We start from the raw sequence: 17,182 nt of genomic DNA, 5'->3' as shown, positions 1-17,182 counted from the left end.
ATGTTACAATACTTCACCGCAGTGGCTATCTTTTGTTGATTAAAGTTTTAGAGTACAAGTGAGTGACACAACCAAAGCATAATAGCAGTACAGTGGCTGGTTGCAAAAAACAGTTACATCATATCTTGTGCTGTGGCAATAATAGTTGCATCTTTTTTCTCAGGCTTTTTAACAATCACGCACTCAGTTGTTATAAACATGCCCGCTACCGAAGCAGCATATTCCAATGCAAGGCGGCTTACTTTGACGGGATCAATAATGCCTGTTTCCAATAAACGTTCAAATTTTTCTGATTTCGCATTGTACCCAAAATCATTCTCACCTGATTTTACTTTTTGTAAAATCTCTGATGGCTCAATCCCTGCATTAACTAAAATTTGTTTTAAGGGTTCTTCCAATGCTTTGCGTAATATTTCAATACCTACATTTTCGTCGTCGTTGGTATCCTGGATCTTATCAAATTCCTTTAAGCAACGTAAATAAGCAACGCCTCCTCCCGGCACAATGCCTTCTTCCATAGCAGCGCGGGTGGCGTTAAGCGCATCATCTACCACGTCTTTTTTTACATTCAATTCAATTTCTGAAGAAGCACCCACGTATACTACGGCAACGCCTCCTGTTAATTTAGCCAGACGCTCCTGCAGTTTTTCTTTATCATAATCAGAAGCAGTCGTTTTTAGTTGCTCTCTTATTTGTATTATAGCATTATCAATATTTTTCTTATCGCCGGAACCTCCGATAATGGTTGTCTTATCTTTAGTAATAATTATTTTATCACATTTTCCAAGATGCGCCAGTTCTGCGTTTTCCAACTTTAAGCCCTTTTCTTCCGATATAACAGTTCCACCGGTAAGCACAGCTATGTCTTCAAGTATTTCTTTTCTGCGATCTCCAAACCCAGGTGCCTTAACAGCAGCCACCTGTATAACTCCTCTTAATTTGTTAACCACCAATACTGCAAGGGCTTCGCCTTCCACATCTTCTGCTATTATAAGCAATGGTTCATTAGACTGTGAGATTTTATCAAGCAGTGGAAGCATTTCTTTCATTGCTGATATTTTTTTGTCATACAGGAGAACAAAAGGTTTTTCATATACCACATTCATCTTATCCGGGTTAGTGATAAAATACGGTGATAAATATCCGCGATCAAACTGCATACCTTCCACTACTTCCACATAGGTTTCAAAACCTTTCGCTTCTTCAATAGTGATGACGCCTTCTTTACCAGCCTTACGCATTGCATCAGCGATCAGTTTTCCAATCTCGGGATTGTTGCCTGCTGAAATAGTTGCCACCTGTTCAATTTTGGCACTATCAGTGCCAACAGGAATGGCCATCTGTTTTAATTTTTCTGATACGAGTTTTACCGCCTTGTCAATACCTCTTTTGATATCCATTGGATTCATACCGGCTTCCACTTTTTTTAAGCCGGCGTCAATCAAAGTACGTGCAAGTAAAGTGGCAGTTGTAGTTCCATCGCCTGCAGCCTCTGAAATTCTGATAGCTGCATCCCGGATCATCTTTACGCCCATTTCTTCAACGGGATCTTCCAGTTCTATTTGTTTGGCAACAGTAACTCCATCGCAGGACATTTGCGGCGAGCCATCTATTTTTTCAAACACCACGTTACGGCCTTTTGGACCAAGTGTGATAATAACTGCTTTCGCCAAACGATCAACCCCGTTCTTTAATTTTTTACGGGCATCGAGATCATATTCTATAAGCTTTGACATGGGATTACATTTTATAGACAAATATTGTTACGCATTAGAGAAGTTGTCCCACCCAATGGGCGGGGCAACTTCTGCTAAAGAAAGGTTTAGTGTTGAACGAGATTGTTTTAGTTTTCTTCAAAACTGTATTCAGGTATTTCTATTTCCAGTTTACTGTCAACAATAGTTACACCCGGAGCACTCCACGCAGCTTTTTCCGCATCTTCTTTTTCAGCAAATGAACGCACCTTGCCACGAAGTGTAACCCTGCCGTCAGAAATTTCGGCGGTTATTTTTTCTGCATCAATTGTTGCACTTCTATGAAAAGCAGCATTAATTTTTTGTTCAATTGCAGAAGCTGTTACTTTAGGTTTTATAGTAACCAGGTTAATTACAGAACGTACGCCCATTAAATTTTCAATAGCTGTTTTTACGTTATTGCGCTCGTATTCCCATTCAACTTCACCTTCCAGTCTTACAATACCATCTTCTACTTTTATTTTTATCTTTTCTTCCTGCACAGCAGAATGCCATTTTAGTACATTCAGCACTGCTTCAGCGATTTCTGTATCTGTTTTTTTGTCGAGAGGTGAGACGCCAATTTGTATGCCTTCTGCAATGGCTTTTACACCGGCAATACCCTTAGCAGCTTTTTCCGCAGCCAATTTTTTTGAATAGGAATCTACTTGCCCGGATAGGGTAACAACCCCGTTTTTAACAGCTACACCAATTTGTGTGGCATTTAAAAAAGGTTGCCATTTAAGTTCCTCCATTACATCTTTTTGAATCTGCATATCGGTTTTCATAATCATAATTTTTAGAGTGAGTAATTATTTTATTTAAGATCAAAGAAATAATAAACCGGATTTGTTATCAATGACAGCTATCACAGTTCTTAATGACATTAATTACATAAAAACGCATTCGTAAATCTTTAAAAAAATTACCAGTTTTTCTCAACTCTCTTAATTTATCTAAATAAGACATTATTTCTTCATCACCCACTTCTCTGAAATCTTCATAAAAAGCACCAACACCGTGAAATGCTTGCAGTGTTAATACAGCTACTACTTCATCAACCTCTTTCGGTAATTTTTGTACGGCACTTCTGCAACCATTGTTTTTGCAAAAAGATTTGTCGGTTATAAAAGAGCCGATCTTTTTTTTCATGATAAGGATAGATTCACAAATTTGTTACAAACAAAGAAAGACCGTACAAATTATATGGGCAGGTAAACCTTGTCCAATGAATTATGCGGCAATTGGCGTGTTTGATAAAACTGTAAACATCAGTAGACGCGTCAAAAATTAAGATGCCAGTTTTTATAAATTTCAGCAAATGCAGTGATCTGATTAGTCATTTGATAGCAGCGGGATGTGTCGTTGCTGGGTGGCATTGAAAGAAGGAGAAGTAGTAACACCCTCAATCCGGTAATTGTCTATTTTCTCATTCTCACGGAGGTATGAGATCATTTATAAAATACCTGAAATTATAGCATATTCAAAGTTTTTTCAAATAGCAAACGGGGCGCTGAAAGCAGCGCCCCGTTTGCTATTTAGATAATTACTTCTTATTTAAAAAGGTTGTACTGTTATATTTTTAAAAGGCTCAGAAAAATTTATTTCTGAATTACCAATTCTAATTTTTTTATTTGATGAGCACTGTTTGCTAATTCAATAAGATACAAGCCTGCTGCCCATTTACTGAAATTGAAATTTGTTGTATGGTTCATTATTTTATCTGCAAAAAGTATTTTTCCCGATGCATCATGTACCTTGATAGAAGCGTTGAGCCAATTATCGGTAACAGCTAAAGTAAATGAACCGTTTGTAGGATTTGGATACAGATTCGTTGCGTGTATATTTTGTATGACTGCCGCATCTGCAAGTGAAACACCTAATACTGCACTTGATTCGTAACAACCAAGATCTGCAGCAGGTCCCTGCGGCCTCGTATTACCATCAAGATCTACAGATGGGGCAAGTGCAGTATTGCCTGAATTGATGCAGGGTGAACTGTCTTGCAAATGATAATCTCTATTGGAAACAAATTTTGGATCGCTATTCAACACTGCAGTACCATTATATCCACCCCGAATATCGCTATAGGCAACCTGTGTAAGTTTTGTTTGATTATAAATTTCTGCACCGTTATCAGGGTTCCATAAAATGGAATTATAAACGTTTGGCGCGATACCAGGCAAACTGCTGAAATAAATACCTGTACCTAGCACAGGTGCTCCATCCGTTCTTTTGTTGTTAGCAAGTGTGCTGCTGAAAATTTTAAAATCTTTTGCCTGACCGTAAAAATAAACAGCGTTGCCAAGTAGCGCTTCATTGGTGCTGAAAGGGGTTAATATATTTTCATCTACAAGGCAATTGGTCATCTGAAGTTTTGTAAGATATGCATACACAGCGCCGCCTTTTATGGAAGCTGCACCATATAAAATCTGTTCAGTTGTATTGATAGTATTGTTTTCAATTTTAACTGCATCCAGTTTTAGTGAAGCTGAATAAGCATACACCGTACCTACTGCCACTTCAGAAACGGTAAACTTGTTATTAGTAATAGTAGTATTACCAATAATAGCATTACAACTCTCCACCCCTATTGCAGCACCTTCACCGGTTGTAACATCTCTTAACACATTCCCGGCAATAAGACAATGATCAATAATATTCGTTAATGCAGCAGGTGATGAAATAATATAGATAGCTGCACCACCACCATTGTTCTGTATCTCCGCAGAACTGGTAATAAGATTTTTTACCAGTGCACAATTCTTTACCTGCACCGCTGCACGAAATGCATAAATTCCTGCACCCCTGCCGCCTTTGTGTGCAGGCACATCAATAAAACCATTTTGTACAGTAAATCCGTTGATCTCTGCTGCAAATGCAGTGTTGCCATTCCATTCAATATCAAATACACGGCCAGCTCTTTTACCATCAATAACAGTGGCTGCTGTCTTTAAATTTTTGCTTAATAAATGAAGATTATTTGTTTGCGGCCACACAATGTTTTCAAAATAAGTTCCTGCGTCTACCAGCACTGTATCGCCCACTGTACCTGCGTTCAGGGCTGCCTGTATCGTTGTGTACTGTTGTGGCACCTGTATAACTTTTGCAAAGCCCTGCATGCTTATTACCAGCGAAAAAATGATAAAGATCTTTTTCATACATAAATTTTAATTGACAAAGGAAAAAAGTTGACTAAAATTGAAATGTCAGCAGGATTGCATTTCAGAACGAAGAAGCCTTATGAAGTGTTGGTATAGAAAAAAAATATTTTTTCGGGCCTTGTGCAGGCAGCAGCTTTCGTTGTGTCACTCACTTGTACGTTCTCTTCAATACTGAGCTAACTGCTGAAGAGTGCGACGCAACGAAGATGCCATCATAACAATAGCCGACATCAAAAAATAAAAGTCATACAACTATATCCACTTAGTATAAAAATTAAAACCCTCCTGTTTTAGAAAACAGTAAATCTATTGCGTAAAAATTACAGGAAGGCAGGACAGTACAGGACAGTTCATGTAAGCGCATGACGGTTGCGGGAAATGTAAAAAATACTTTTGACCTATCGATTGCTATGCACACTGCTATAAAAAAATTGCATCCGGTCGTCTTTTAATTTTTTTAGAAACTACTGTCTCAAAAACTAAAATGCTTGTTATGAACAAAAGATTGCTTAACGGTACAAAGCCTTATGTTTTTATTACCTGCTTTGTAATGCTGTTGCTATTTTCTTCACAGTTATCTGCTCAAACTGTTGCTATTTCAGGTAAGGTTACCAATCAAAAAGGAGAGCCGCTGGCAGGTGCGTCTGTATTGATCAAAGGAACAAACAATGGTACCAAGACTGATGACCAGGGAAAATTTTCTTTTACCGGTCTAACATCAACCAATGTAACAGTTATAATATCTTATGTTGGTTATAATGATAAGGAGATAAAAATATCAGCTGGCAAAAGCAGTGTCTTAAATATTTCACTCGAAGAAAAATCCAATGATAATGAAGAGATCATTGTAACGGGTGTATTTGATAAACGTAAGAAGATGGAAGCATCTGTTGCCATTACAACTATTAACTCAACGCAAATAAGCAAACTGGTTTCTGCAAGTGCAGCAGATCTTTTGAAAAATGTTTCCGGTGTATATGTAAACTCTGCATTGGGTGAAATAAGAAATACTGTTTATTCACGTGGTGTATCTGTTGGTTCAAATGATGGTGCTTCAGGTTATTATTATGTAAGCATGCAGGAAGATGGATTGCCTGTAACCAATGCAACCTATGGCAATTACGGCCCTGATTATTTCCTAAGACCTGATGCAACACTGGGAAGACTGGAAGCGGTGAAAGGTGGTACTGCATCTATTCTTGGCGCAAACGCACCCGGTGGCATCTTTAACTATATTATGAAAGAAGGCGGCAATAAAACTGCCGGTGAAGTTGCAACCAAATATGGGCTGGAAGGTGATGGCAAAAATAATTTCTATCGCACAGACTTCAATATTGGCGGACCTCTCGGGCATAACTGGTTCTGGGATGCAGGCGGTTTTTATCGTTATGATGAAGGCAACAGAAACCCTGGTTATGCGATGAACAGAGGCGGACAATTCCGTAGCAATATTGTAAAAAAATATAATAGTGGTTCTATAAAATTATATGCCAAATATTTGAATGATCACAATGGCTGGCCTGAATTTACACCCACAGTTGGATTTTTCAACCCTAAACCCGCACCAGGTTTTTCCATTACATCTTCTGTGCTGATGCCTTCTGTTCAGCAAAATCTTCCTATCAATCAAACAGGGCAAATAGCAACATATAACAATCGTGATCTTATTCATTCCATTGATAAATCATTTGGCTTTAACTGGGAGCAACGCCTTGGTAATGGATTTACTTTTAACAACGCCATGCGCTATTCAGATAAAGCTGCTGTGTGGAATACCAATGCAGTGGTGTATCCTGTAGCCATGGATGACCTTGTTACCTATGCTATTCTTGGTTTGCTTGGTACGCCCGGTACTTACAGTATTAAATCAATGAGTACAGGAAAAGAACTGGCAAATATTACTTCATTCAGTGGTTTTGATTTTAATGTCAATCACAGTGAATTACCCGGAAGTGATGTTTCTGCAAACTCATTATTCTTCGAACCCGTTTTCTATGTTGATAATAAAGTAAAAGAACTGTTAGACCAGTTCTCACTCACCAAAAAAATGAAAAATATGAGCTTTACATTTGGTGGCTTTTATGGTCATTCGAAAATTGACAGGCTTAATTCTTTTGGCGGTGTAGCGTTGGGCACTATACAAGACAAACCAGAACTGGTAAACATTACACGCACCAACCAGGACGGAAGTATTGCAATGGTTACTAACTCAAACGGTGTCACAGGTGTTGCAGGTGGCGGCTTTTCCCTTGCACACGCAGCACAAAGTCAGCTTGCATTATTCTTTGGTCACAACTGGCAAATAGCACCTGCATTAAATGTGGATTGGGGTGTGCGGTACGAAAGCATGCAGGTGAAAGGTTATAATACACCATCTGTTTCAAACCAGGATACAGCAGGTGGTTTAGATGGTAACCCACTTACCTTGTATGATAATGCATATGGTACAACGCCAGCTACCTATAACTTTAATAAAACAGTAAACACTTTTTCTTACTCAGCAGGTTTAAATTATACGATCAGCAACCAGTTCTCCTTATATGGCAGGTATTCAGAAGGTAATAAAGCGCCGGATCTTGATATGTACTTTAATGCCACTTCAGATTTCCTCGCTAAAACATTGAACCCGCTTGCGCAGAAAGTGCGCCAGTTTGAATTAGGAATAAAAGCACGAACAGGCAATCTCAATTTATTTGTAACGCCATTTTACAGTGTGTTAAGCAATGTATCAGGTGTGCAGAATTTTCAGAATGAGGATCAAACCTTTTATGGTACGCCACTCGTGTATAACAAATACAGAACCTACGGTGTAGAAGTAGAAGCAGATTATGCTTTCGCAAAACATTTTAATGTACGTGGTGTGCTTACATTGCAGAAGTCAAAAGCAGTAGATTATCATACCTGGCTTTCAAATGGTTTCGGACCAGAAGATGATTCACTTGTTTCTTTCTCCGGCAATGAAGTGGATAACATTGCAAGAAGCATCTTCAATATTACTCCCTCTTACAATCTTAATAAATTCTATGCACAGCTTACCTGGGCATTCATGGGCAAGCGCCAGGCAAATGTGGCCAATGCATTCCAGCTGCCATCATTCAGCCAGTTCAATTTCAGTACAGGGTATGATGTAACAAAAAATTTCAAACTCGGTCTTGTTATCAATAATGTTTTCAACACATATGGTGTAATGAGTTGGAGCCGCCCCGGTACTTTCCTTGCAGCGCTTGACAGGCAGGGCTTCACCAAAGAAATGTATAACGATGCAGTTAAAAACAATACGCCTTATTCAACCGTATCTATTCCTGCCAGGTCGTATTTTGTTACAGCAACATTCAGGTTTTAGTCTCTTGTGTATGTATTCATAAAGCAGCGGGCATGCTCTCAGTAATGGGAGCATGTTTTTTTGTTATGAGCCCGGCTGAAGCAGACTTGGTTCAAAAGAAAATTTTAATGATACAGATTTTTCAGGCAGTGTGCTACTAACCAATATATTACTTACAGCAATTGAAATTTAACCTGTGACACATACAGATTTTCGTGGCTATGCGCTGCTGCTTTATTAATTGCTTTCCTGAGTGATGTTATTCGTTGCATTATTTTATGTGCCTGAAAAAACTTTTCATTCCTGATAGCAGTTTCATGGCAGATCTCTTCTTCCTTTAGTTGAGAAGTTAACATTGAGATAAAATCTTGTAGTTTCATACCTATAGTTTTAGTGTTCCGTTATCTGATCATGAATATGCTTAAAATGAAAGACCAGAACAATCCTCATCTTCCATCATCATCCTGCTAAAAGAAACCATTTTTAGAATCCCCACTCCAGGTTTCATTTCGGCCTCTATTACAAAACAAATATTTAATAAAAATGCTGTCAGAACAATGACAGGTATCATGGAAAATAATGATATTGGTTAACGGGTTGCACCTAATGTGCATAGTTGTGGCATTTTCTGCTGGTGAATTATTGTTTTAACTATTGAAGATGGATTTGTTGACGGACTTTGGGTAGTTTGGGCGGCTAAGGTTGTGTCACTCACTTGTGCGTTCTGTTCTTTGCTGAGCAGAGCAAAATAATTTCGTTTTGCAACGATCTGGTCGAAAGAGAAACTTTTACGGGTTCTGCTTTTGTTCTTTCATTTTTCTTTTCGTAACAGCTATCTCAATCAGTAAAGAAAGCTCTTCGCCATCTGCATACTCATCCGGGTATTCTTTAAGGTCTTCAAGATGTACAGCATGCTTAATATCATAAGCTTTCTGATAAAGCCGCAAGGCCTTTTCATAATCTTTTTGAACTTCCATGATATTGCCTTTTAGTTCCAGGCCTCTATAATCTGTAGGATTTGTTATAACCGAACTATCTAAATCTTTAATGGCATGTGTATAATCACCCAACTCAAAGTATACTTCTGCGCGGAAATAGTAAAAGTTGGCACTTAAAGACCTGTCCATTTTATACGTTCTGTAATTTATCATTTTCCGCAAGCTGTCTTTGTTTTTACTGACCTGATAAAATCGTGAGGAATCCATATACTTGTAGTAGACGTCACACGTACTTACTGTTTCCACCATCACCTCTGCAGAAATATCTAAAGCAAAATGTTCAAAATTTGCTTTAGCATCTTTACCGAATTTTTTTATTGCCTTGTCTACTACTATTTGTACATTATCGCCAAACGCTTTGTCTATGCAATCCCCTAAAGGTTTATTAAGATTAAGAGGTTTTCTTGATTTGTTTTTTTCAAAGCAATTGCACAACGCTGCTTTTATAGGTTGTAATGATGTGTCTTGTGCATTTAGAGAATTACAGAAAAGAATAAGCGGCAGTAAGAAAATATATTTCATGGTTTAGAGTTACCTGCGCAATATAGCATTTGTCCTAAAATCAGCCGCTTACTTTTTGCTGCACAATGTTCAGAACGTACAAGTGAGTGACACAACAGGCGATGCTATGCATACCCAAGGTTGTAACAAAAACTCATACTGCATAGAAAGTTATTTTTAATATTATCATAATTTCACAGAAAAGGCAGGTATTATAGTGTGTTATTGATTAATTTCAGGTATCACCCATTAACGGCTTGTATATGAAACACTGCTCTACCCTTTTTCTAACGTTATTGCTGACATCGTCACACTGCCTGTTTGGGCAACCACCTTCTGTTAACCCCGATTTTGTAAGTACACTTTTCTCGGATTTTATACAAAACTCAGAAAAAAGTATACTGCTGCAGACAGACAGAAATATTTATATAGCAGGTGAAAAAATATGGTTTAAAGCATACACGGCAAATAGCGGTGATAAGTCTTTGAGCAATTACAGGAACCTGTTTGTTGATCTTGTAAATGACAAAGACAGTGTTATAGATCAACTGGTGCTCAACAATACACAGCAGCGCACAAACGGTGTTTTAGATCTGCCTGATTCTATTGCGTCGGGTTTTTACTGGATAAGATGTTACACCGCCAAACAACTTGCAGGTGACAGTGCAAATATTTTTATTGAACCTGTATTTATCTTAAATAAAAAATTGCATGATCAAAGTGCTTATGCAACCCAATATGAAAGAATGTACAGGAATAAAAATATTAAACCTGACATTCATTTTTTTGCAGAACGGCTTACAGCAATACCCGGCGTTATTTCAACAGGTGTAATTGAAATAAAAGACAATTATAATAATCCTTTATCAGTAAAGGGGAATCTTATCAACAGTAAAGATTCTGTAATATCAGTATTTACAACAAACAAACTTGGACTTTCACGTCTTACTTTTATTAATGATCCTTCAGAAAAATATAACGTTGTTTTTCATTTGAGTGGCACAGATATTAAATATCCGTTACCTGCTGCCGGTCAACATGATGCCCAGCTTTCTGTTGCCAGGCAAACATCAAAAACAATAAAAGCATTTGTAACACTTGAAGAATCCTTGCCTGCTGATATGCATACCACTATTCTCGCTGTTAAAGGTGATAGCTTGTGTTATGCAGCGGTTGGTACCGGCAGTTATGGTATTACCATACCGCTTGAAAATTTTCCACATGGTATTGCCAGATTATTACTGTTTGATGAGAACAAACAATTATTAAGCGAAAGAAAAATTTATGTTCCAAAAGAAGATGTGCAGATAGAAATAAAACCGGGAAAAAAGAAATATGATGCAAGAGAAAATGCAGCAATTCATATTAAACTAACAGACCCAAACAGTAACCCTGTTGCGGCATCACTTAATGTTGCTGTACAGGACGAATGGATATCTCAGTTTGCTGACAGTATTGAAGTTGATGCACCTCCCCCATCCAATGAATTGCTGCTGGATAAATGGGTACAGCTTAATAACAGCAAATATTCTGCTGATGATATTGATCTTTTAATGGCAACATTAACATCCAATAAGCAGGTGAACTATACAAACACCACAACCGTAATTGATAAATATGATGATAATACAAAGCTCCTGAGCCTCATTGGAAAAGTAATTGATAAAAAAGGTAATAGCATAAATGACAGGGTTGTGACATTGCTAACAAGAAATGTGCAGGGCTTTTTTATGGATGTTGATACAACCGGCAAAGATGGAATGTTTGATCTGCCCATTCCCCAGGGTAACGATAGTCTCAGGCTTTCGTTACAGGTTACTGACAAACACAAAGCGCAAAGACTGGAAGATAGCATTGTAGTTGATAGTTTTGATTTTCCGGTTTTCCCAACGCCATTATCTGTAAAGCAACAATATATGGCGGAAAATATAAATACAGTTTCTTCTTTGCGTAAATACCATATTGATACAGCAATTACTTTCCAGGGCAAAGGGTGGCTTGCACCTGTAACGGTAACAACCGTAAAAAAAGAAGAACCGAACTATGACGTATCTAAAAGAATAAGTTCAATGTCTCAAATTCTTACAGGTGATAAACTCAGTCGCAGCTACGGCTCTGTAGGACTGGCCTTATTAACTGTTCCAGGAGTATCATATGCGTATGGAGATATCACCATTTTTGGATTGGGCATATCCAAGCCGCTTATTCTTATGGATGGCGCTGAATTCCCTTTACCCAACGATGCCATTCCCGGACCGGATGGGCCGGTTATGACTTTTCTAAATTCATTATCTCCTTCAGATATTGATTTCATTGAAGTTTTAAGAGGTGGAGAGGCCGCTTTTTATGGCGTGCGTGGTGCCGATGGAGTAATTTCCATTAATACAAAACATGGTACGGGACGTATTGATTACAGTAAAACAAATTTTAGATCATTTATACCAATCACTTATCATACGGCTACGAAATTTCCAATGCCAGACTACTCAAATAAAGAAGTAAAAAGCAGTACCATTCCTGATCCACGCACAACTATATATTGGAATGGCGATCTCTCAACAAATCAAAATGGCGAGGCAGACGTAAATTTCTTTACGGCAGATAATGCAACTAATTATACCGTAACAGTAACCGGTGTAACAGCAAAAGGTGATCTTATTTATAAACGTATTACTATAAGCAACAGCGGAAAAATAAAATAATCTTTAGAAAAGATACATGTACGATTGTTGTTATTACAAAGTTGTTGTAGAAGCCGTTTGAGTTATTTGTTAGATACCAGCAACAGTTTTTTATGGCATCCTGGTTGCGTCGCAATCACTTCACCTGTACAACTTATGGCATCTTTGAAAGCATATAATGAATAAAATTTAATCTACTCACACAGCTTCTTGCAGAATGCTGCACAAAGATGTTACATGTGTGTGAGTACACAACAAAAGCTTCATCTATCTGAACCGCTTTTACCTGCTTGTTATTTCGTAGTCCCGGCACCCATTTGTTTACCCATTTTTTCATATACTATATCATTGGGTTCCCATAATTCTATTTTGTTGTTTTCAATATCAAGAATGTGAACAAACTTTCCGTAGTCGTATGTTTCAATAGTATCTAAAACGGTAACTGCATTCTTTTTTAAATCTTCAACAAGCAATTCTATGTTTTCAACCCTGTAATTTATCATGAAGTCTTTTGTAGAAGGCTCGAAGTAATGGGTAGTTTCTTTAAAAGGGCTCCATTGTGTAAACCCCTTTTTGGTAGTGTCTGCACCTTGCCGCCATTCAAAAACTGCCCCGTACTGGTTAGTATTTAAACCCAGATGTGTTTTATACCATTCCCTCATTTTACCGGGGTCTTTGCATTTAAAAAAAATACCACCTATACCAGTTACTTTTTTCTTTTCCTGTGTTTCGTTGTTTTGTGTAGTTAGCATCCCTTTGAATGCAAAACCGGCAATAAAGGATGTGGCGATCAAAAGGATAATTAAAGTTATCTTTTTCATGTTGCAGGGCGTGTTTTTTATAGCAGTAAATAATACTTTGTACTAACACTAAATTTACAACACCCAGCTTAAAAGATGAAAAGGATTCATTTATTTACATTCTGGTGCGGTGCACTATTCACTTTGTTCATGATGGTACATGATAGTTATTACATTATACACTGTACTTTTAATTTTCTAAACAAGCCATAATGAAAAAAAGCAGCCTTATTTTTTTTGTCCTTTGCCTCGTTACAGCAGCAAATGCACAGGATATCTACAAAGAGCAGCGTGGCGGATGGTTGCAAAAAGCAGAAGAAAGCAAACCTCCATTAATTGAAACAATTAAACAGCCCGTAACACTTGTTACGCTTGTGCAGGATGACAATGTATTCCAGCATTGGAAAGCAGTCAAATCAAAACCCGTTGATTCGTTATATAATAATTCTTTCAAAAAACAATCTGGTGTAGTGGTAGATTTTGGTGAACATCTAACCGGCTATTTTACTTTTAGTGTAGAAGAATTGAACCGGGCAGCAGATGCACCGTTGCGTATAAAATTTACTTTTGGCGAAGTGCCTTCTGAACTCGCAACGCCATTCGATCCTTATCCCGGTGGTTTAAGCCGGGCATGGCTGCAGGATGAGATCATAACCATTTCAGATGTGCCATCAACGATTACTATTCCGCGGCGCTTTGCTTTTTGTTATGTAAAAATGGAATTGCTGGGGAGTTCTGTTTATTCAGATTTTCGGATCACCAATGTTTCATTTAAAGCATCTACTTCGGTGAATACAACTCCCGGCGCACTTGCCGCAACAACAAATAAAATGATCGGGGATATAGACAGAATTGGATTGACCACTTTAAAAGAATGCATGCAAACAGTGTATGAAGATGGTCCGAAACGTGACAGAAGATTATGGATCGGTGATCTTTATCTTGAATCACTTGCCAATATTTATTCTTACAAAAATTATGCGCTTACCAAACATTGTTTGTATTTGCTTGCAGGTCTTAGTTATGAAGATGGCGTAGCACCTTCTAATGTTTTTGAAAGACCAAAACCACATCCGCAGATCAATCCTTTATTCGATTATGCTTTGATCTATGATGTGGCTGTGAAAGAATATGTGCAGGCAACAGGCGATAAGCAAACAGCACTTGATCTCTGGCCGCTTATAAAACAACAATTAGAAATCCCCAAAAAATATCTCGGCGAAGATGGCATGCTCGATTATGAAAAAGCAAACAAAGAATGGTGGCTCTTCTTCGATTGGCGCAACGGTTTGGATAAACAGGCAGCGTTGCAGGGTGTTGTTATCTGGGCATATAAAAACACGTACGAACTTGCAAAGATGATCGGTAAAGAAAATGAAGTAGCGGAGCTTCCTGCTTTAGTAAAAAAGATGACCGATGCAACACACAAAAATTTATACGATAAAACTTCCGGTGTTTTTGTAAGTGGAAAAGACAACCAGGTTTCTTATGCATCGCAGGCATGGATGGTGCTTAGCGGTGTTGCCACAAAAGTAGAAGGCGCTACTGCATTAAAGAAATTACCAACAATGCAAAACGTCGTATATCCCGGTGCACCTTATTTGTATCATTATGTTATTGAAGCAATGATCCAATGCGATCTGAAGCAGGAAGCAAAAGAACTGCTCACAAATTATTGGGGTGGTATGGTAAACAAAGGCGCAGATACTTTTTGGGAAGTGTACGATCCCAAAGATGATTTTTTATCACCGTATAAATTTTTTCCTGTAAACAGTTATTGTCATGCATGGAGCTGCACGCCTGTTTATTTTATAAGAAAATACCCGGAGATATTTCAGCAGTAAAAAAGATGAAAATGCTTTTAAAATATTGACGTACATTTTTGATCACTAATGTAACAAAATGAAAAAGGCAACATTGATCTCTCGTATTATATTAGGGTTTATTTATCTCGTCTTCGGGCTTGATTATTTTTTTCATTTTATTCCGTATGAACCAAACCATACCGGGATAGTAGCCGCATTTAAAAAATCGCTTGTGGACATAGGATATTTTTACCCTATGATAAAATCAATACAAATCGTTGGCGGTATATCACTTTTGATAAACCAATACGCACCCTTTTTTGCGGTCGTAGTATTTCCAATCAGTGTAAATGTTTTTTTGTACCACACTATTTTGGTGCCTTCTGCCTGGTGGATGGGCGTTTTACTCCTCGTTCCTAACTTGTTTTTAGGATATGCATATAGGAAATATTATAGTGGTATGTTTATAAGAAAACCGAAATTGTAAGATTGTTTTATTTCTTTATTAACCAAACATTGAATTATCTATTAAACTTTACTTGCGTCGCACGCTTGTGCTTTCAGTCCGAAAGCCGGCAGGCCGGAAGTCCGGGAGATTTTTATACGAAGTGATATTCTTCTGGCTTACCTGCTTTTCCCACTTTGCTGACTTGTATTTAAACCGTACAAGAGTGCGACGCAACGGATGTTTAATACTTGCACAAAAGTATGGCTCATAAGATTTCAATTGCTTCATGACAGACCATGACAGTTATCTTTATCAGTCAATATACTTTTACACCAGATTGTTAATTGCTATATAGAAAATCAACAGAACATGCAGGCTATACTCGGAGTTATTTTTCATTTCATCGGAGGTTTTGCTTCAGGCAGTTTTTATATGCCTTATAAGAAAGTAAAGGGCTGGCATTGGGAAAGCTTCTGGATCGTTGGAGGCATCTTTTCCTGGTTGATTGTTCCGCCGCTTGCCGCTTATCTTACCATTCCAGGTTTTGCAGATATCATCAAAGGTGCCAGTGGCAGTACCATTGGTCTTGCCTATATGTTTGGTGTGCTTTGGGGCATTGGTGGATTAACCTATGGCCTGGGCGTTCGCTACCTTGGCGTTTCACTTGGCAGCAGTATTATTCTTGGATTATGCATGGTGTTCGGTGCAATTATTCCTTCCATTTATTATGATCTTTTTCCTAAAGAAGGTAAAGATACTTTTAGCATGTTGACTGGTTCGCAGTGGGGTCTCACAGTTCTTGCGGGACTTGCAGTTTGTATTGTTGGTATCATCATCTGTGGTAAAGCCGGGATGATGAAAGAGAAGCAATTAGTAAAAGAGGCTACTGACCCGCATGGAATGGAAACAAAGACCGAATATAAATTTGCACTCGGCATGTTTGTTTCTATTGTATCGGGTGTGTTAAGTGCATGTTTCAATTTTGGTCTCGAAGCCGGTAAACCAATGGCCGATCTTGCCAATGAATTATGGAAAGCAGCTAATCCAAATCAAGGCAATTTTTTATACCAGAATAATGTAACTTATGTGGTGGTTTTATGGGGTGGTTTAACAACAAATTTTATCTGGTGCATGATATTAAATGCACGCAACAAAACATTTAATGATTATACAAATAAACAAACACCGCTGTTAAAGAATTATATTTTTTCTGCATTGGCAGGCACTACATGGTTCTTACAATTTTTTTTCTATGGCATGGGCGAAAGCAAGCTGGGCAATGGCCCCAGTTCATGGATACTGCACATGGCATTCATCATCCTCACGGCAAATATGTGGGGGCTGGTATTAAAAGAATGGAAAGGCGTAAACAAAAAAACGATCACAACAATTGTATTAGGAATAATAACCATTATAGTTTCTGTATTGTTGGTGGGTTATGGGAATTCGATAAAATAAAGCCCCCTCTAACTCCCCCGGGGGAGGATATTGAAGTAAGGATGATGTAGAAAATTTTTATGAGCCGGGCTAAAGAATAAGCATTAAGCTTCCGTTGCGTCGCACTCTTGTAAGATTATATCGCTAAGCAGCAATTGTCTGAACCATGATCTATAGGATTAAACTGATTTACCAGATTAAAAGCAAATAGCAAAAACGATTTAGAATAGAATCATCGATGATGAATAGAGATACAAAAGCACAAGTCTCAGATGTTACTGAAGTTTAATGAA

General features: G+C 38.0%; 12 protein-coding genes. 5 read left to right on the top strand and 7 right to left on the bottom strand.

The genetic code is table 11. From position 1 onward, the window contains the following. Positions 1–113: 113 nt before the first annotated feature. From groL to FRZ67_RS18350, 4 genes are all read right to left on the bottom strand, one after another. Positions 114–1,736 (bottom strand): chaperonin GroEL, encoded by a 1,623-nt coding sequence (gene groL, locus FRZ67_RS18365; protein WP_147191965.1) that lies wholly within the window; start codon positions 1,734–1,736, stop codon positions 114–116. 107 nt (positions 1,737–1,843) lie between these two features. Continuing rightward, positions 1,844–2,521: a BON domain-containing protein gene (locus FRZ67_RS18360; RefSeq protein WP_147191963.1), complete on the bottom strand. Its 678-nt coding sequence runs from the start codon at positions 2,519–2,521 to the stop codon at positions 1,844–1,846. A gap of 67 nt (positions 2,522–2,588) precedes the next feature. Continuing rightward, positions 2,589–2,885 carry a hypothetical protein gene (locus FRZ67_RS23510; protein ID WP_192903884.1) on the bottom strand — a complete coding sequence of 99 codons (297 nt, stop codon included), beginning with the start codon at positions 2,883–2,885 and terminating at the stop codon, positions 2,589–2,591. 449 nt (positions 2,886–3,334) lie between these two features. Continuing rightward, positions 3,335–4,894, bottom strand: a complete 1,560-nt coding sequence (locus FRZ67_RS18350; RefSeq protein ID WP_147191961.1) for a T9SS type A sorting domain-containing protein — start codon at positions 4,892–4,894, stop codon at positions 3,335–3,337. Between the two features lie 496 nt (positions 4,895–5,390). Between FRZ67_RS18350 and FRZ67_RS18345 the strand changes: the two genes are divergently transcribed. Beyond that, complete coding sequence (locus FRZ67_RS18345) at positions 5,391–8,240, top strand: TonB-dependent receptor (RefSeq protein ID WP_158638405.1); 2,850 nt, start codon at positions 5,391–5,393, stop codon at positions 8,238–8,240. A gap of 152 nt (positions 8,241–8,392) precedes the next feature. On the opposite strand, the gene FRZ67_RS18340 is transcribed toward FRZ67_RS18345, so the two are convergent. Continuing rightward, positions 8,393–8,599, bottom strand: coding sequence for a hypothetical protein (locus tag FRZ67_RS18340; protein ID WP_147191957.1), 207 nt, complete (start codon positions 8,597–8,599; stop codon positions 8,393–8,395). 408 nt (positions 8,600–9,007) lie between these two features. Beyond that, a complete protein-coding gene (locus FRZ67_RS18335; protein WP_147191956.1) occupies positions 9,008–9,739 on the bottom strand; it encodes a tetratricopeptide repeat protein in 732 nt (243 codons plus the stop codon). A 242-nt stretch (positions 9,740–9,981) separates the two neighbouring features. On the opposite strand from FRZ67_RS18335, the gene FRZ67_RS18330 reads away from it, so the two are divergent. Next, positions 9,982–12,420, top strand: coding sequence for a TonB-dependent receptor (locus tag FRZ67_RS18330; RefSeq protein WP_147191954.1), 2,439 nt, complete (start codon positions 9,982–9,984; stop codon positions 12,418–12,420). A 272-nt stretch (positions 12,421–12,692) separates the two neighbouring features. Here the strand turns inward: FRZ67_RS18330 and FRZ67_RS18325 are convergent, their stop codons facing one another. After that, entirely contained in the window at positions 12,693–13,220 is a 528-nt protein-coding gene (locus FRZ67_RS18325) for a VOC family protein (RefSeq protein WP_225975391.1), read from the bottom strand. A 191-nt stretch (positions 13,221–13,411) separates the two neighbouring features. Between FRZ67_RS18325 and FRZ67_RS18320 the strand changes: the two genes are divergently transcribed. The 3 genes from FRZ67_RS18320 (at position 13,412) to rhaT (ending at position 16,910) form a co-directional block, all read left to right on the top strand. Further along, positions 13,412–15,043 (top strand): alpha-L-rhamnosidase-related protein, encoded by a 1,632-nt coding sequence (locus FRZ67_RS18320; protein ID WP_147191953.1) that lies wholly within the window; start codon positions 13,412–13,414, stop codon positions 15,041–15,043. A gap of 58 nt (positions 15,044–15,101) precedes the next feature. Beyond that, the gene (locus FRZ67_RS18315) at positions 15,102–15,491 is read left to right on the top strand and encodes a DoxX family membrane protein (protein ID WP_147191951.1); all 390 of its coding nucleotides are present in this window, start codon (positions 15,102–15,104) and stop codon (positions 15,489–15,491) included. A 330-nt stretch (positions 15,492–15,821) separates the two neighbouring features. After that, positions 15,822–16,910 (top strand): L-rhamnose/proton symporter RhaT, encoded by a 1,089-nt coding sequence (gene rhaT, locus FRZ67_RS18310; protein WP_147191949.1) that lies wholly within the window; start codon positions 15,822–15,824, stop codon positions 16,908–16,910. Positions 16,911–17,182 lie beyond the last annotated feature (272 nt).

Source organism: Panacibacter ginsenosidivorans, from assembly GCF_007971225.1.
GTDB classification, from domain to species: Bacteria; Bacteroidota; Bacteroidia; order Chitinophagales; family Chitinophagaceae; genus Panacibacter; species Panacibacter ginsenosidivorans.
Note: the sequence above shows the minus strand (reverse complement) of the source record. Positions and strands in the feature narration are given on the sequence as shown.